Annotated in this window: 16 protein-coding genes; all 16 read left to right on the top strand. The window is 44.5% G+C overall.

Features of this window, described 5'->3' with window-relative positions:
* Positions 1–19 precede the first annotated feature (19 nt).
* The 16 genes from M1K46_RS09100 to M1K46_RS09175 all read left to right on the top strand — a co-directional run bounded on the left by M1K46_RS09100 (position 20) and on the right by M1K46_RS09175 (position 17,096).
* On the top strand, positions 20–787 hold the full coding sequence (locus M1K46_RS09100; RefSeq protein ID WP_256225782.1) for a FliA/WhiG family RNA polymerase sigma factor: 768 nt from the start codon (positions 20–22) through the stop codon (positions 785–787).
* Between the two features lie 28 nt (positions 788–815).
* Positions 816–1,244, top strand: a complete 429-nt coding sequence (locus tag M1K46_RS09105; protein ID WP_256225783.1) for a DUF6115 domain-containing protein — start codon at positions 816–818, stop codon at positions 1,242–1,244.
* Positions 1,245–1,419: 175 nt separating this feature from the next.
* Positions 1,420–2,145 (top strand): 30S ribosomal protein S2, encoded by a 726-nt coding sequence (gene rpsB / locus M1K46_RS09110; protein WP_053354469.1) that lies wholly within the window; start codon positions 1,420–1,422, stop codon positions 2,143–2,145.
* A gap of 102 nt (positions 2,146–2,247) precedes the next feature.
* Positions 2,248–3,132 carry a translation elongation factor Ts gene (gene tsf, locus M1K46_RS09115; RefSeq protein WP_256225784.1) on the top strand — a complete coding sequence of 295 codons (885 nt, stop codon included), beginning with the start codon at positions 2,248–2,250 and terminating at the stop codon, positions 3,130–3,132.
* 95 nt (positions 3,133–3,227) lie between these two features.
* Positions 3,228–3,953, top strand: coding sequence for a UMP kinase (gene pyrH, locus M1K46_RS09120; RefSeq protein ID WP_053358273.1), 726 nt, complete (start codon positions 3,228–3,230; stop codon positions 3,951–3,953).
* The gene (gene frr / locus M1K46_RS09125) at positions 3,953–4,510 is read left to right on the top strand and encodes a ribosome recycling factor (RefSeq protein WP_053354467.1); all 558 of its coding nucleotides are present in this window, start codon (positions 3,953–3,955) and stop codon (positions 4,508–4,510) included. Before pyrH ends, frr begins: the two co-directional genes overlap by 1 nt.
* An 86-nt stretch (positions 4,511–4,596) precedes the next feature.
* Positions 4,597–5,355 (top strand): isoprenyl transferase, encoded by a 759-nt coding sequence (locus M1K46_RS09130; RefSeq protein ID WP_256225785.1) that lies wholly within the window; start codon positions 4,597–4,599, stop codon positions 5,353–5,355.
* Positions 5,356–5,370: 15 nt separating this feature from the next.
* A complete protein-coding gene (locus M1K46_RS09135) occupies positions 5,371–6,165 on the top strand; it encodes a phosphatidate cytidylyltransferase (protein ID WP_053354465.1) in 795 nt (264 codons plus the stop codon).
* Between the two features lie 23 nt (positions 6,166–6,188).
* Positions 6,189–7,337, top strand: a complete 1,149-nt coding sequence (locus M1K46_RS09140; protein WP_256225787.1) for a 1-deoxy-D-xylulose-5-phosphate reductoisomerase — start codon at positions 6,189–6,191, stop codon at positions 7,335–7,337.
* A gap of 16 nt (positions 7,338–7,353) precedes the next feature.
* Positions 7,354–8,631, top strand: coding sequence for an RIP metalloprotease RseP (rseP, locus tag M1K46_RS09145; protein WP_053354463.1), 1,278 nt, complete (start codon positions 7,354–7,356; stop codon positions 8,629–8,631).
* A 20-nt stretch (positions 8,632–8,651) separates the two neighbouring features.
* The gene (locus M1K46_RS09150; RefSeq protein WP_091005467.1) at positions 8,652–10,364 is read left to right on the top strand and encodes a proline--tRNA ligase; all 1,713 of its coding nucleotides are present in this window, start codon (positions 8,652–8,654) and stop codon (positions 10,362–10,364) included.
* A 100-nt stretch (positions 10,365–10,464) separates the two neighbouring features.
* Positions 10,465–14,760, top strand: coding sequence for a PolC-type DNA polymerase III (locus M1K46_RS09155; RefSeq protein ID WP_256225790.1), 4,296 nt, complete (start codon positions 10,465–10,467; stop codon positions 14,758–14,760).
* A 161-nt stretch (positions 14,761–14,921) separates the two neighbouring features.
* Positions 14,922–15,395, top strand: a complete 474-nt coding sequence (gene rimP / locus M1K46_RS09160) for a ribosome maturation factor RimP (RefSeq protein WP_053354460.1) — start codon at positions 14,922–14,924, stop codon at positions 15,393–15,395.
* Between the two features lie 17 nt (positions 15,396–15,412).
* Entirely contained in the window at positions 15,413–16,504 is a 1,092-nt protein-coding gene (gene nusA / locus M1K46_RS09165; protein WP_256225792.1) for a transcription termination factor NusA, read from the top strand.
* Between the two features lie 27 nt (positions 16,505–16,531).
* Entirely contained in the window at positions 16,532–16,792 is a 261-nt protein-coding gene (gene rnpM, locus M1K46_RS09170) for an RNase P modulator RnpM (protein WP_062231800.1), read from the top strand.
* 1 nt (position 16,793) lies between these two features.
* Entirely contained in the window at positions 16,794–17,096 is a 303-nt protein-coding gene (locus M1K46_RS09175) for a YlxQ family RNA-binding protein (protein ID WP_369795759.1), read from the top strand.
* The last annotated feature ends 6 nt before the right edge of the window (positions 17,097–17,102 follow it).

Genomic DNA, 17,102 nt, shown 5'->3' on the forward strand with positions numbered 1-17,102 from the left:
AAATTCAGGGGGAGTAGGCATGACATCTTCATCTTCTGTTGTAGAAGAGCAGGAAACGTGGAAAAAATGGCATGAAGACAGGGACAGCGAAGCCGGAGATATACTTTTAAGAGCGTATATTCCGCTGGTTCAATACCATGTGCAGCGAATCTCAGTCGGTCTGCCAAAGAACGTTAACCGTGACGAGTTAAAGAGCCTGGGCATGCTCGGCTTGTTTGATGCTCTGGAAAAATTCGAGCCCGAGAGGGATCTTAAATTTGATACGTATGCTTCCTTTCGAATCAGAGGAGCAATACTTGACGGGTTGAGAAAAGAGGACTGGCTTCCGCGGTCGCTGAGGGAAAAAACAAAAAGAATTGAAACGGCCATCGAGAAGCTCGAACAGCAGAATCTCAGGACGGTGAGTTCTTTTGAAGTGGCTGAAGAACTTGGAATTGAAGAAGACGAAGTGAATTCCGTCATCTCCGAAAGTTTTTTTGCGAATGTACTTTCCATCGATGAAGATAACAGGGATAGTGAGAACAAAGAAAAGATCGGCTATACAATAGAAGATAAAAAGGGTCTGTCTCCAGAGTCAGAGATCGTACAGTCCGAACTGCATAAGGAATTGGCAGAAGTCATTACGGAATTGAATGAAAAAGAACAGCTTGTGGTCAGTTTATTCTATTTCGAAGAACTGACTTTCACAGAGATCGGCCAAGTGCTCGGATTATCAACTTCACGGATATCACAAATTCATTCCAAGGCTCTTTTCCGGCTAAGACAGGTGTTAAAACGGTATTTATAAAATTTCTTTTTCAGAATGCGGGGATCACATGCTGTATTTTCTAACCACTGTCAGTTTAGTGCTGAATGTATTATGTTTTTATTTGATTGCCGTGTTATGGCAGAAACAGAGCGGCGGTGGAGCTGCTCTTCAGGATGAACAGGTAAAAAGAGAGCTTGAAGATCTGCTCCTTGCCTATGCCAGCGAGATGAAAGAACAGAACGATGAGATCATGAACCTGATCAAAGAAAACTGCGGCACAGGCCCTGTAAAAACCGAGCCTGCTGCTGAAAATCATATAGAGGATGCCGAGAATGGCAATCCAGCTGCCGCAACAGAAGACATTCAGGACGCCATTTTGCATCAAGATGTTTTAAATTATGCGGAAAGTGGCTATACTGCAGATGAGATTGCGAAAATGCTTGACAGGGGCAAGGGTGAGATCGAGCTGATCCTAAAGTTTCATGGAGCTAGATAAGGATTTATCGACAAGAAATTATATTTTATCTTGCTACTCTGTGCCGAAGTATGGTATATTTACTTTCGGTGTTAATCACACACGTCTGCGGATTTAACCATTGGTGCTGCATATTTGCAGTTTTGGCTAAAGGCGAAGCAGGCGGAGGAAAACAAAACCATCAGGAGGTGCCATCATGGCAGTCATTTCAATGAAACAACTATTGGAAGCCGGCGTACACTTTGGACATCAAACACGTCGCTGGAATCCGAAAATGTCTCGTTACATCTTCACTGAGCGTAACGGCATTTACATCATCGATCTTCAAAAAACAGTGAAAAAGGTTGAAGAGTGCTACAACGTAATGAAAGACATCGCTGCAAACGGCGGTAAAATTCTTTTCGTAGGTACTAAAAAACAAGCTCAGGATTCTGTTAAAGAAGAAGCAGCTCGTTCTGGCATGTACTTCATCAACCAACGCTGGTTAGGTGGAACATTAACAAACTTCGGAACTATCCGCAAACGTATCAACCGTTTAAAAGAACTTGAAAGAATGCAAGAAGACGGGACTTTTGATGTTCTTCCTAAAAAAGAAGTTATCCTTCTTAAAAAGGAAATGGATCGTCTTGAAAAGTTCTTGGGCGGAATCAAAGAAATGAACAGCCTTCCAGATGCGCTATTCATCGTAGATCCTCGCAAAGAGCGAATCGCTGTAGCAGAAGCTCGCAAGCTGAACATTCCTATTATCGCTATCGTGGATACAAACTGTGATCCTGACGAAGTTGATCACGTGATTCCTGGTAACGATGATGCGATTCGTGCAGTAAAACTTCTTACTGGAAAAATGGCTGATGCTATTATCGAAGCTAACCAAGGCGGAGAAGAGCAAGAAGCTCAAAACGACGAAGAAACATCTGCATAAGCAATATAAACAGAAGGGTGATGGAGGGGATAAGCCCTTTCACGCCCTTTTTTAATGCTAAAGTCAACCATGCTTTACATAAACCAAAGGAGGAATTACATTATGGCAGTAACAGCTCAAATGGTAAAAGAATTGCGCGAAAAAACAGGCGCGGGGATGATGGATTGCAAAAAAGCTTTGACAGAAACAAACGGTGACATGGAAAAAGCAATCGACTTCCTTCGTGAAAAAGGAATCGCGAAAGCAGCTAAAAAAGCTGACCGTATCGCTGCAGAAGGTTTAACTTCTGTTGTTGTAGACGGAAACAAAGCTGTAATCCTTGAAGTGAACTCAGAAACTGACTTTGTTGCGAAAAACGAAAACTTCACAGCATTGATCTCTGTGCTTGCTAAGCACCTTCTTGAAGCGAACGTTTCTTCTGTAGAAGAAGCACTTTCTTCAGAAATCAAAAGTGAAGGCATTTCCGTTAACGATTACCTAAACAATGCGATCGCTAAAATTGGAGAGAAAATCTCTCTTCGCCGTTTCCAAATCATTGAAAAAGGCGAAAATGCTGTATTTGGAGCTTACCTTCACATGGGCGGACGCATCGGCGTACTTTCTGTAGTAGAAGGAACTACTGACGAAGCAGTTGCAAAAGACGTAGCTATGCATGTAGCTGCAGTCAACCCTCGCTACATCTCCCGTGATGCGGTAAGCGAAGAAGAAGTAGCGCGTGAGCGTGAAGTTCTTACTCAACAAGCTCTAAACGAAGGAAAGCCGGAAAATATCGTTGCTAAAATGGTAGAAGGACGCCTTGGCAAGTTCTTCGAAGAGATCTGCTTGAACGACCAGTCTTTCGTCAAAGACCCAGATCAAAAAGTAGGTAAATATGTGGCTTCTAAAGGCGGAACTGTAAAAGCATTCGTTCGTTTTGAAGTTGGAGAAGGAATGGAAAAACGCGAAGATAACTTCGCTGAAGAAGTAATGTCTCAAGTTAAAAAGTAATGCAGTAAAAAGCAGAATGAGGGAGCACAGTGTGTTCCCTTTTTTTCAGAACGGAAGAAGCAAGCTATAATAAGGTGATGGATACGGAGGGAATTATGAGTACTTCAAAATACAAACGAGTAGTCCTAAAACTAAGCGGAGAAGCACTTGCCGGCGGAAAAGGCAGCGGAATTGACCCGGCTGTCATTCAGTCCATAGCCAACCAAGTCAAAGACATCGTTGAGCTTGGTGTAGAAGTTGCTGTAGTTGTTGGCGGCGGTAATCTATGGAGAGGCAAAGCGGGAAGTGAAATGGGAATGGATCGTGCTTCCGCTGATTACATGGGAATGCTTGCGACCGTCATGAACTCCCTGGCGTTGCAGGACAGCCTGGAGAACATCGGTGTTCAGACAAGGGTACAGACTTCAATTGAAATGCGTCAGGTAGCTGAACCGTATATTCGCAGAAAAGCTATTCGTCACCTTGAAAAGAAACGTGTTGTTATTTTTGCAGCAGGAACGGGAAATCCATATTTTTCAACGGATACGACAGCTGCTCTACGCGCTGCGGAAATTGAGGCTGAAGTCATACTGATGGCTAAAAACAATGTGGATGGCGTATATTCTGCTGATCCGACGATTGATCAAACAGCTGTAAAATACAATACTTTATCCTACCTTGATCTTCTGAAAGAAGGACTTGCAGTAATGGATACAACAGCTTCTTCTTTATGTATGGACAATGATATACCGCTTATCGTATTCTCCATCATGGAAGAGGGCAACATTAAGCGTGTAGTTATAGGTGAAGAAATCGGAACGACGATTAGGGGGAATAATTAATGGCAAAGGAAATTTTGACAAACGCAGAAGACCGAATGAAAAAAGGCATTTCATCTTTTCAGCGTGAACTTTCAACTATACGTGCCGGCCGAGCTAACCCTGCGCTTTTGGATCGTATTCATGTCGATTATTACGGAGCACAGACTCCGATTAACCAATTAGCGGGAATATCTGTGCCGGAGGCCCGTTTATTGGTCATTCAGCCTTATGACAAATCCGCCTTGAATGATGTTGAAAAAGCGATTCAAAAATCTGATCTTGGGCTGACGACTTCTAATGATGGCCAAGTGATCAGGATTGCGATTCCTCCTCTGACAGAAGAAAGACGCAAAGAACTCGTTAAGCTCGTTAAAAAATACGGTGAAGAAGCAAAGGTAGCTCTTCGAAACGTTCGCCGTGATGCCAACGATGATTTGAAAAAATCAGAAAAAGACGGTGAGATCACAGAAGACGAACTGCGCCGCTACAGCGAGGACGTACAAAAGCTTACAGACAAATACATTAGCGAAGTAGATTCTGTCGCTGTAAATAAAGAGAAAGAAATTATGGAAGTATAATTGATTTCCATGTAAAATAAAATAAGAAAAGCCCTCTTTATACAGGGGGTTTTTTTGTTAAGTCTGGACTAAATGGGGGCTCTGCCATGCTTGACAGAATTACATTCTGGAAAAAAGACGAAAAATCTGTGATGGATATAAAAGATGATTTAATACCCGCCCATGTCGCTATTATTATGGACGGCAACGGACGCTGGGCAAAACGGCGCGGTCTCCCAAGGATTGCCGGACATCATGAAGGAATGAAGGTTGTTAAAAAAGTGGTCAAGCACGCAAGTGATCTTGGCGTAAAAGTTCTTACACTTTATGCTTTTTCAACAGAGAACTGGAAGCGTCCGCGGGATGAAGTGGATTTTCTTATGAAGCTGCCCGGTGAATTCTTGAATAGCTTCTTGCCTGAACTGATTGAACAGAATGTGCGCGTTACGATCATGGGGCATAAAGAAGTATTGCCGATACATACCATCCAGGCTGTTGACGAGGCGATTGAAAAAACAAAGAGCAACACGGGACTCGTTTTGAATTTTGCCTTGAATTACGGAAGCAGAAACGAAATTACAACCGCTCTTACTCAAATTATCCAAGACATCGGCAAAGGTGCAGTGGATCAGGAGGACGTCAGCGAAGAACTGATCAGCCAGTATTTGATGAGTGCAAGCCTGCCTGATCCTGATTTGCTCATCAGAACAAGCGGAGAAATCCGTCTCAGCAATTTTATGCTGTGGCAGCTGGCTTACAGTGAATTTTGGTTTACCGACATCAATTGGCCCGATTTTACTGAGGAACATTTAAAAAAAGCCATTTACGACTATCAAAATCGCGGTCGGCGTTATGGCGGTGTATAATAAGAAGGAGGATTTATGAAGGAACGTATCATCACGGGTATTATTGCCGCTCTTCTTTTTATAGGAGTTACCGTTTATGGCAAATTGCCCTTTACTCTCGTTATCATCGCATTGGCAGTGATTGGTTTGCATGAATTGCTTAGAATGAAAAAGATAACGATTCTGTCTGTTCAGGGGCTCATCGGGCTGCTGCTGACTCTGGCGACCGTTATTCCTGAAAATTGGAAAGAAACGTATCTTGGCTATTTCTCAGGTGCTGAACCGATTGTTCTTGCTTTGCTGCTGATCCTGGTGGTAACGGTTATAACGAAGAACAGATTTACATTTGATGATGCTGGATTCGTCATTCTCTCTTCTTTATATGTCGGATATGGATTTCACTATATTCTTGAAACGAGGCTGATGGATCAAGGCCTGCCGATCTTATTCTTCATCCTATTCATGATCTGGGGTGCAGATTCGGGAGCTTATTTTACAGGGAAATCGATAGGGAAAACAAAACTATGGCCTGTAATCAGCCCGAATAAGACCGTGGAAGGGGCTGTAGGCGGAATTATCACCAGCATTGCTGTAGGTTTGCTGTGCTATGCGTTTAACTTTATTCCTTTTACGCTCTCAGTAGTCATTTTAATGGCGGTTATCGCGGGTATTTTTGGACAAATCGGGGATCTTGCGCAGTCTGCATTTAAACGGCATTACGGGGTGAAGGACTCTGGCAATCTGCTGCCGGGGCATGGCGGGATTTTAGACCGTACGGACAGCTGGCTGTTCGTTCTTCCTCTCCTGCATATTCTGCACTTGCTTGCTTAAGAGAAAAGGACAAGGAGTAATCTATGAAAAAAATCAGTTTGTTGGGTGCTACAGGTTCAATAGGAGTACAGACTCTTGATGTGATCGAGCAGCACCCTGAGCAGTTTCGGTTAACAGCCATTTCTTTTGGGAAGAATATGGAAAAAGGCTTGGAGATCATCCAAAAGTTTGAGCCAGAAGTGATTGCTGTCCAGAAAAAGGAGGATGCTGACCGGCTTCGGTTGAAGCTGGGGAACAGCTTCCGCATCGTTTTTGGAGAAGAAGGCTTAATCGAAGCGGCTGCTGCGACCGAAGCAGACATCGTCGTCAGCGCTGTGATGGGGAGTGTAGGGCTCCTGCCTACCATCCATGCAATAAAAGCCGGCAAAGACATTGCGATCGCTAATAAAGAAACACTAGTGACGGCGGGGCATATCGTGATGGAACTCGCAGAAAAGCATGGTGTCCGAATTCTGCCCGTGGACAGTGAGCATTCAGCGATCTTCCAATGTTTGAATGGAGAAAATCCCAAGCAGATCGAACGCCTGATCTTGACGGCCTCCGGCGGAAGTTTCCGTGATTATACGAGAAACCAGCTGGCTGATGTAACAGTAGATCAAGCGCTGAACCATCCAAACTGGTCGATGGGTGCCAAAATCACCATTGATTCTGCTACGATGATGAATAAAGGATTAGAAGTTATTGAAGCACATTGGCTGTTTAATATCCCGTATTCAAAAATAGACGTCATCTTACACAAAGAAAGTATCATACACTCTATGGTAGAGTACAAGGACGGCAGCACACTGGCTCACCTTGGAAACCCTGATATGAGGGTTCCTATCCAATATGCTCTTACGTATCCCGACAGACTTGAACTGCCTTCATCCAAAAGGTTAAACTTATGGGAAATAAGCAAACTTCACTTTGGAAAGATGGATCAGGAACGGTTCCGCTGCCTGAAGCTGGCATACATTGCCGGTGAGAAGGGCGGTACGATGACAACAGCCATGAATGCTGCAAACGAAGAAGCTGTTCAACTTTTTCTAGACCGGAAGATTCCTTTCTTAAGGATTGAAGATTTTATTGAAAAGGCTATGGAGCAGCATGAGTTCATCGAACGGCCAACGCTGGAAGAGATACAGGCAATCGATAGACTTACAAGGCAGTATGTTCAGTCATTACTAAATTAAAGGTGGGTAAAAGGTTATGAATACAGTCATTGCCATCGTTATTATCCTGGGTGCACTTGTGTTCTTTCATGAACTTGGCCATTTGCTTCTTGCCAAAAGAGCAGGTATTCTATGCAGAGAATTTGCCATCGGGTTCGGTCCTAAAATTTTTGCATTCAAGAAGAACGAAACGACATACACGGTTCGCCTTCTCCCCCTTGGTGGATTTGTAAGAATGGCTGGGGAAGATCCTGAAGGCATCGAGCTTAAACCGGGCTACAGGGTTGGTTTGATTTTTAACCCGGAAGGCAATGTACAGAAGATTATCGTGAACCATAAAGAAAAATATGAGATTCAAAAAGTCATTACCGTAGAAAGTGCCGATCTGGAAAGGGATCTGATTATCCGCGGATTTGAAAATGAGGAAGGCGAACGTCTTATCTATAAAGTAGATCCGCAAGCGATGTATGCAGCTGACCACCAGGAAATGCAGATCGCACCGTATGACAGACAGTTTGGTTCCAAGACGCTAATGCAGAGGACGCTTGCAATCTTTGCCGGTCCGTTCATGAATGTGCTGCTTGCGTTCATCGTATTGATGAGTTTTTCACTGTTTCAGGGCATCCCGACGAAAGAAGCGAGGCTGGGTAATCTGGCACCGGATGGAGCTGCCATAAAATCTGGCCTGCAGAAGGGTGATAAGATCGTTTCGGTCAACGGTGATAAAGTCAGTAACTGGGAAGAGCTGGTTTCATTCATACAACAGAATCCGGGAGAAGAACTGACCTTCGAAATTGACCGGAACGGACAGACTCTTAAAAAGCCAGTCACTCCAGGCGAAAGGGATATGGATAACAAAGGGAACAAGGAAGGGTTTATCGGGGCTTATCCGTCCACTGAGTTTTCTTTATTGGGTTCTGTCTCCTACGGAGCAAAACAGACATGGTTCATGACGAAGATGATCTTTATTGGCCTAGGTGACCTGATTACAGGAAAACATGGATTTGATCAGCTTTCCGGACCGGTTGGAATTTACGAGTATACGAATAAAGCAACAGAGGGCGGAATTCCTATGCTCCTGCAGTGGGCGGCTGTACTTAGCATCAACCTGGCCATCTTTAATCTATTGCCGCTGCCCGCACTAGACGGCGGAAGACTCCTATTCCTGGCACTTGAAGCATTAAGAGGAAAGCCTATCGATCCGCAGAAAGAAGGGCTCGTCCACTTTATCGGATTTGCGTTTCTGATGCTCCTGATGCTGGTCGTTACATGGAATGATATTCATAAATTCTTTTTAGATAAAATTGATCAATAAGTTTTAGTTGAGGTGGAGAGATGAAGCAAAGCAGGTTGTTCGCACCAACATTAAGAGAAGTTCCGGCAGATGCCGATGTTGTCAGCCATCAGCTGCTGCTCAGAGCGGGTTTTATCCGTCAGAATGCAGCTGGAATCTATTCGTTTTTGCCTTTAGGGAAAAAGGTACTTCATAAAGTAGAAGCAATCATTCGCGAAGAAATGGAGAATGCAGGCTCCAATGAGCTTGGCATGCCGGCGCTTCAGCTTGCTGAACTATGGCAGGAATCAGGAAGATGGTATTCCTATGGCCCGGAACTTATGCGTTTAAAAGACCGTCACGGGCGTGAATTTGCGCTTGGTCCAACCCATGAGGAAGTCATCACGAGCCTGATTCGCGATGAAGTAAAGTCTTATAAAAAGCTGCCACTTAATCTTTTTCAGATCCAAACAAAATACAGAGATGAAAAACGTCCTCGTTTCGGGCTTCTTAGAGGCCGCGAGTTCATCATGAAAGATGCCTATTCTTTCCATGCTGACAAGGAAAGCCTGGATGATACCTATGAAGGAATGAAAGAAGCTTATAAAGCTATTTTCAGCCGATGCGGCTTAAACTTTAGAGCGGTCCTTGCAGATTCAGGAGCGATTGGCGGAAAAGACAATCATGAATTTATGGTACTTTCTGAGATTGGTGAAGACTTGATTGCTTATTCTACCGAATCCGATTTTGCAGCGAACATTGAAATGGCTCCTGTCAGCGAGGTTTATGAAACATCTGATGAAGCAAAAAAAGAATCGGAAAAAATTCAAACCGATAATGCAAAAACCATTGAAGAAGTGGCTGCCTATTTAAATGTAGAATCAGGTCAAATCATCAAATCTGTTCTGTTTATGGCAGACGATGAACCTGTACTCGTTCTCGTCCGCGGAGATCATGAGGTAAATGATATCAAGGTTAAAAATACGCTTGGTGCAGAACAAGTGGAACTGGCAGCTGCTGAGCAGACAGAAGCTATGATGGGCTGCAAGCCGGGCAATATCGGCCCTGTTTCAGCACCTGAGAATGTGAAGGTCATCGCAGATGAAGCAGTTGAGTATATGGTGAACGCCGTCATTGGTGCTAATGAAGAAGGCTATCACTATAAAAATGTGAATCCGGGTAAAGATTTCAGTGTTTCTCAATATGCTGATCTCCGTTTCATCCAGGAAGGTGATGCTTCACCGGACGGAAATGGAACGATCCGGTTCGCAAAAGGAATTGAAGTGGGGCATGTCTTCAAGCTCGGACAAGTCTATAGTGAACCATTAAACGCAGCATTTCTTGATGAGAACGGAAAAAATCAGATCATGACAATGGGCTGCTATGGGATTGGGGTTTCACGTACACTTGCTGCTGTAGCGGAAGAGAACAACGATGAAAGAGGGCTCATCTGGCCAGTTTCACTTGCTCCGTTTGATGTGCATCTCATTGCGGCCAACAGCAAGGACGACATTCAGGCAAGTCTCAGCGAAAAGCTGTATGATGAGTTAAAGGATGCAGGCTATGATTGTCTTTATGATGACCGAAAAGAGCGTGCAGGTGTCAAATTCGCCGATGCTGATCTAATCGGAATTCCAATCCGCATTACTGCAGGAAAAAAAGCAGGCGAAGGAATTGTGGAATTGAAAATCAGAAAAACCGGTGAAGTTGCCGAGATACATGTTTCAGAACTAGTGGAGGCCGTTAAAAGCCGCCGCGAAATACTAGCGCGCTAGCATCCAGGGGATGACTTATGTGCCTGACACCCGAAGGAATTCTTTGGGGAATTGGGCTTTCCAACCTAAGTCATCCTCTTATTTATGGAAGGAGGGCATCATGAACAGTGACGATCAGGTAAGAAAAGAACGCTTCGCTCTGCTGTTGGACCAGATTGGCATCCCGGACGAACTGCGCCAGCACCTTGGCGAAGGCAGCGTTCAAAAGCTCGCCATCGATAAGAACGACAGAAGCTGGCATTTTTATTTTTCATTGCCTAAGCCAATGCCTGCCAATGTTTATACGTTTTTTACCGCGAAATTAACTCAGGCGTTTAAACATATTGCAAAAGTATCGTTTTCCGTCCGCTGCGAAACGAAAGACTGCGAAGAAGCATTATTGAGCCAATATTGGGAGATATGCTGTGAGAAGCTTAAAACAACAGCGAGCTCTCTTATACCTGGCCTCTTAGGGCAGACACCAGAAGTGACGGGGAACAAAATAAAAGTTACGGTAAGAAACGAGGCTGAAGGCTTGCTCATCAAAAGAAAGCTTTCTTCAGCGATGACAGAAGTCTACCGCTCGTTCGGTATGGAATCGGTGTCTCTCGAGATCGAAGTAAAACACAGTGAAGAGGAATTTCAAAAGTTCGTTGATCAGAAAAAGCAGGAAGACGCAGATAAAGTGCTCGCTGCGCTTATTGAGAAGGAGAAAGCAGATAAACGAGATGCTTCTTCTGCTCCATCAGAGATCATGATAGGTTACAAGATTCCCGATGACCCTGTTTCCATTGAAACGATTCAAGATGAAGAACGGAAGGTTACTCTGCAGGGATTCGTTTTTGATGCGGAGACACGGGAACTTAGAAGCGGCCGAACGCTGCTTACGTTTAAGATTACCGATTACACCGATTCAATCATGGTGAAGATCTTCTCAAGAGATAAAGAGGATATACCGATTTTACAAGCTGTTAAAAAAGGAATCTGGGTGAAGGTCCGGGGCGGAATCCAAAATGATACGTTCGTTCGTGATCTAGTAATGATCGCTAACGACATCAACGAGATCAAACCTGAAACAAGGAAAGATCTTGCTGAAGAAGGAAAGAAAAGGGTAGAACTTCATCTTCATACCCCAATGAGCCAGATGGACGCCGTAACATCGGCATCCAGGCTGATCGGCCAAGCGAGCAAATGGGGCCATGAAGCAGTAGCGATAACCGACCATGCTGGCGTTCAATCCTTTCCGGAGGCTTACTCTGCCGGGAAGAAGAATGGAATTAAAGTCCTGTATGGTGTGGAAGCAAATCTAGTGGATGACGGAGTGCCGATCGCATACAATGAGCAGCATCGTAAACTCGCCGATGAGTCCTATATCGTTTTTGACGTAGAGACGACAGGTTTATCGGCCGTTTACAATAAGATCATTGAGCTTGCTGCCGTTAAGGTGCTAAACGGGGAGATTATTGATCGGTTTGAGTCGTTTGCGAATCCGCATGAGCCGCTTTCAGACACTACGATCAATCTGACGGGAATCACCGACGATATGGTGAGAGACGCTCCAGAGATCGAGGAAGTTTTAAGGCGTTTTGAAACGTTCATGGGCAATGATATTCTTGTAGCTCACAATGCCAGCTTCGACATGGGATTCTTGAACGAAGGATTTCGTAAAATCGGAATCCAGGAGGCTCGTAATCCGGTCATTGATACCTTGGAACTTGCGCGTTTTATTCTGCCCGAACTGAAAAATCACAGACTGAACACACTTTGTAAAAAGTTTGATATTGAACTGACCCAGCACCACAGGGCCATTTACGATGCAGAAGCTACCGGGTATCTATTATGGAAACTATTAAAAGAATCATTCCAAAAAGGGATAGAGTTTCATGACCAGCTGAATGAAAACATGGGGCAGGGTGGCTATATGAGGAGCCGGCCTTCTCATTGTATTCTGTTCGCCCAAACCCAGCAGGGATTGAAAAATTTATACCAGCTCGTATCTGAGTCTCATTTGAATTATTTTTACAGAACACCAAGGATTCCTCGCTCACGTCTGGCGAAATACCGGGAAGGACTGCTTATCGGTTCAGGCTGTGACAAGGGAGAAGTCTTCGAGGGCATGATGCAGAAAGCTCCGGCAGAAGTGGAAGAAATCGCAAAGTTTTATGATTATCTTGAGATCCAGCCTCCATCCAACTACTATCATCTGATCGAACGAGAGCTGATACAAGATGAGCTGGCGTTAAGGGAGATTATCGGGAATATCGTCAAACTTGGTGAAAAGCTTGGAAAGCCTGTAGTTGCTGCAGGTAATGTCCATTATCTGGAACAAAATGATGCCATCTACCGAAAAATTCTTATTTCAAGCCAGGGTGGGGCAAACCCGCTTAATAGGCAAAGCTTGCCTGAAGTCCATTTTCGGACAACAGACGAAATGCTCGATTGTTTCTCGTTCCTGGGAGAAGAGAAGGCGTTTGAGGTTGTTGTAGCGAATACCCAAAAAGTTGCCGCCCAGATCGAAGAGATCAAGCCGATACCTGATGACTTGTACACGCCAAAAATTCCTGGTGCTGAAGATGACGTGCGGAACATGAGTTATTCGATGGCTCGCAGCATCTATGGCGAGAAACTGCCTGATATCGTGGAAAAACGGCTGGAAAAAGAACTGAACAGCATCATTGGGCATGGGTTCGCTGTTATCTATCTCATTTCTCATAAGCTCGTTAAAAAATCACTGATTGACGGATATCTTGTTGGTTCGAGGGGGTCAGTCGGGTCATCCTTTGTGGCGACGATGACAGAAATTACGGAAGTTAATCCCCTTCCGCCACATTATGTTTGTCCGGAATGTAAGGAATCGATCTTTTTTGATGATGGTTCTGTCGGATCAGGCTTCGACCTTCCCGACAAAGAATGCCCGCAATGCCTTGTGCTCTACAGAAAAGACGGGCAGGATATTCCATTTGAAACGTTCCTTGGCTTCAAAGGGGATAAGGTACCAGATATCGATCTAAACTTTTCAGGTGAATACCAGCCGCGAGCCCATAACTATACGAAGGAACTTTTTGGAGAAGAGTATGTATATCGAGCGGGGACAATTGGCACAGTTGCTGAGAAAACAGCGTATGGCTATGTAAAAGGATACGCATCTGACCATAACATCAATCTCCGTTCTGCAGAAGTGGACAGGCTGGTTTCTGGCTGTACCGGTGTAAAACGGACGACCGGCCAGCATCCTGGCGGAATAATCGTTGTTCCGGATTACATGGATATCTATGACTTCTGTCCGATCCAGTTTCCTGCTGATGATAAGAACTCCGAGTGGAAGACGACGCATTTTGACTTCCATTCCATCCATGACAACCTTTTGAAACTCGATATACTGGGACACGATGATCCGACCGTCATCCGGATGCTCCAGGATTTAAGCGGCATTGATCCGAAGACGATTCCAGCATCTGACCAGGAAGTTATGAAAATATTTTCCGGGCCTGAAGTACTCGGTGTAACAGAAGATCAGATTCTATGTAAGACCGGTACTCTAGGGATCCCGGAATTTGGGACAAAGTTCGTCCGGCAGATGCTTGAAGAGACGAAGCCGAGCACGTTCTCAGAGCTTGTGCAGATCTCTGGCCTCTCTCACGGAACGGATGTATGGCTCAATAATGCCAATGAGCTTATCGCTGATGGAACGTGCGAACTGAAAGACGTAATCGGCTGCCGTGACGATATCATGGTGTATCTGATCTATAAAGGCCTTGATCCTTCACTCGCCTTTAAGATAATGGAGAGCGTTCGTAAAGGAAAAGGACTCATCCCTGAATGGGTAGAAGAGATGAAAAAGAATGATGTGCCGGACTGGTATATAGGTTCATGCTTGAAGATCAAGTATATGTTCCCGAAAGCCCATGCTGCAGCCTATGTTATGATGGCTGTTAGAATCGCTTACTTTAAAGTGCATTATCCCATTCTTTTCTATGCTGCTTATTTTACGGTCCGTGCCGACGATTTTGACATCACCGCCATGGTAAGAGGCTCAAGCGCCATCAAAGCTAAAATTGAAGAGATCTCTTCTAAAGGGCTGGATGCCTCTACAAAGGAAAAGAACTTGCAGACAGTTCTCGAACTGGCGTTGGAAATGTGCGAACGAGGATTCTCTTTTGGAAAAGTGGATCTTTACCGCTCAAGCGCAACCGAGTTTTTGGTGGAAGGAAACCAGCTTATCCCGCCGTTCAACTCCATTGCCGGCCTTGGTACCAATGCGGCTCTCAATATCGTGAAGTCGCGCGAAGACGGTGAGTTCCTCTCGAAAGAGGATCTTCAGCAGAGGGCTCGCCTATCTAAAACGATCATCGACTATCTGGATGAACAGGGCTGTCTTGCAGGCATGCCTGAAGCCAACCAGCTCTCTCTCTTCTAAAATGAGCATAGCGCTGATGGTAAGGCAAGTTGCATAAACCCTTAGATTATGATATAGTAAATTTGGAAATACTTATGAATACCTTTCGGGAAAAGAGTGGGGAAACCCACTCTTTCGTTTCGTTTTGGAAAAGGATTTTTTTGGTAGAAGGGAGGATTCTAATGAGTAAGAAAATCACTGAAACTACCGAAGAGCTTGTGGTGCCGATACTTGATGAGTTGAACCTTGAGCTGGTAGATATCGAGTTTGTAAAAGAAGGAAAAAACTGGTTCCTTCGCGTATTTATTGATAATGAAACAGGTGTAGACATTGAGGATTGCGGGACGGTAAGTGAACGGCTCAGCGAAAAGCTGGACGCTTCTGATCCGATTGAACAGGCATACTTTTTGGAAGTTTCTTCACCCGGCGTTGAACGGCCTTTGAAAAAACCGGAAGACATTGCAAAAGCGATAGGGAAAAATGTCCACATTAAAATGTATGAGCAGGTTGATGGTGTAAAGGAGTTTGAGGGCAAACTGCTAGGATTTGACGGAGAAACTATAAAACTGCAGGTAAAAGTTAAAACCCGGAATACCGAGGTAGAACTGCCATATAACAAGATAGCAAGTGCCAGACTTGCGGTTGTGTTCAATTAATAAAGGGGAGAAGATGGATGAGTAGCGAGCTATTAGATGCACTGACGTTTTTGGAGAAAGAAAAAGGAATCAGCAAGGATATATTAATTGAAGCGATCGAAGCTGCACTGATTTCAGCTTATAAAAGAAACTTTCACCAAGCACAGAATGTAAGAGTTGATTTTAATACAACGACTGGAAGCATCAGGGTTTTTGCCCGAAAGAACGTTGTTGAAGAAGTAACGGATCCAAGGCAGGAACTTTCAGTTGAAGAAGCTCAAAAGATCAATCCGCAGTATGAGCTTGAAGATATTGTGGAGCTGGAAGTCACTCCGCGTGATTTTGGAAGAATTGCTGCACAGACGGCAAAACAGGTTGTTACCCAGAGAGTCCGCGAAGCTGAACGCGGCATTATTTTCTCTGAATTCATCGACCGCGAGGAAGATATCATTACAGGAGTGGTTCAAAGACAAGACCACCGATACATCTATGTGAACCTTGGCCGAGTTGAAGCATTGCTTCCTGCAACAGAACAGATGCCGGGTGAAAAACACACGACGAATGACCGAATTAAAGTTTTTATTACAAAAGTTGAAAAAACAACGAAAGGGCCGCAGATCCTTGTTTCAAGAACACATCCGGGATTGCTGAAGCGCCTATTTGAACTTGAGGTTCCTGAAATCTATGATGGAACAGTAGAAGTGAAATCCATTGCGAGGGAAGCAGGAGACCGTTCCAAGATTGCCGTCCATGCTGCTGACCCCGAAGTGGATCCAGTGGGTTCATGTGTTGGACAAAAAGGCGGCCGTGTCCAAACTATCGTAAATGAGCTTAATGGTGAAAAGATCGACATCGTCCGCTGGTCTGAAGATCCGGTCGTTTATGTGGCAAATGCTCTAAGCCCCGCAAAGGTGCTTGAAGTGCTTGTCAATGAAGAAGAAAAGATGACAACTGTCATCGTTCCTGATTATCAGCTGTCTCTTGCAATCGGCAAGCGTGGACAAAATGCGAGGCTTGCAGCGAAATTGACGGGCTGGAAGATTGATATTAAAAGCCAGTCTGATGCTGAAGAATCAGGGCTTTATAACGGTGAAGAAGCAGAGGGGAATTTCGAAGTTTCCGAAGAATAGTTTTAATGAAGATGGGGGTGGGGCTGGATGAAAACCCGTAAAATTCCTATGCGTAAATGCGTGGCTTGCCAGGAAATGAAACCCAAGAAAGAGTTAGTGCGTGTGGTCCGTTCTCCTGAAGGCGAAGTTTTCGTTGATCGAACCGGAAAGAAATCGGGCAGAGGCGCGTATTTATGCAACCAGGCGTCCTGTTTTGCACTTGCGAAAAAAAAAGGAAGCTTGAGCAATCAACTGAAAGCTCCTGTTACGGATGATGTGTTTTCAGAACTCGAAAAAGGAGTCCTCTAATTTGACTGCATCTAAATGGGCTTCACTGCTGGGGTTGGCAAACCGGGCAGGTAAATGCATTTCCGGAGAGGAGCTTGTTGTTAAAGCTGTACAGCGGCAGAACGCAAAGCTTGTTATCCTCTCACAGGATGCATCGGCAAACACAAGGAAGAAAGTTACCGATAAATGCGCTTACTATAAAGTAGAAGTAAGATGGGTAGATGACCGCTATAGTCTCGGCAGTGCTATCGGCAAAGACCAGCGGGTAGTGGTTGCCGTGACAGATGTTGGTTTTACGAAAAAGTTAACTGCTTTACTTGATTAAACCAAT

The organism is Fictibacillus sp. WQ 8-8 (genome assembly GCF_024494405.1).
In the GTDB taxonomy this organism is placed as follows: Bacteria; Bacillota; Bacilli; order Bacillales; family Fictibacillaceae; genus Fictibacillus_C; species Fictibacillus_C marinisediminis.

Coding starts and splice junctions, on each gene's coding strand:
- M1K46_RS09100 (WP_256225782.1), top strand. CDS start 20: ATGACATCTTCATCTTCTGTTGTAGAAGAGCAGGAAACGTGGAAAAAA.
- M1K46_RS09105 (WP_256225783.1), top strand. CDS start 816: ATGCTGTATTTTCTAACCACTGTCAGTTTAGTGCTGAATGTATTATGT.
- rpsB (WP_053354469.1), top strand. CDS start 1,420: ATGGCAGTCATTTCAATGAAACAACTATTGGAAGCCGGCGTACACTTT.
- tsf (WP_256225784.1), top strand. CDS start 2,248: ATGGCAGTAACAGCTCAAATGGTAAAAGAATTGCGCGAAAAAACAGGC.
- pyrH (WP_053358273.1), top strand. CDS start 3,228: ATGAGTACTTCAAAATACAAACGAGTAGTCCTAAAACTAAGCGGAGAA.
- frr (WP_053354467.1), top strand. CDS start 3,953: ATGGCAAAGGAAATTTTGACAAACGCAGAAGACCGAATGAAAAAAGGC.
- M1K46_RS09130 (WP_256225785.1), top strand. CDS start 4,597: ATGCTTGACAGAATTACATTCTGGAAAAAAGACGAAAAATCTGTGATG.
- M1K46_RS09135 (WP_053354465.1), top strand. CDS start 5,371: ATGAAGGAACGTATCATCACGGGTATTATTGCCGCTCTTCTTTTTATA.
- M1K46_RS09140 (WP_256225787.1), top strand. CDS start 6,189: ATGAAAAAAATCAGTTTGTTGGGTGCTACAGGTTCAATAGGAGTACAG.
- rseP (WP_053354463.1), top strand. CDS start 7,354: ATGAATACAGTCATTGCCATCGTTATTATCCTGGGTGCACTTGTGTTC.
- M1K46_RS09150 (WP_091005467.1), top strand. CDS start 8,652: ATGAAGCAAAGCAGGTTGTTCGCACCAACATTAAGAGAAGTTCCGGCA.
- M1K46_RS09155 (WP_256225790.1), top strand. CDS start 10,465: ATGAACAGTGACGATCAGGTAAGAAAAGAACGCTTCGCTCTGCTGTTG.
- rimP (WP_053354460.1), top strand. CDS start 14,922: ATGAGTAAGAAAATCACTGAAACTACCGAAGAGCTTGTGGTGCCGATA.
- nusA (WP_256225792.1), top strand. CDS start 15,413: ATGAGTAGCGAGCTATTAGATGCACTGACGTTTTTGGAGAAAGAAAAA.
- rnpM (WP_062231800.1), top strand. CDS start 16,532: ATGAAAACCCGTAAAATTCCTATGCGTAAATGCGTGGCTTGCCAGGAA.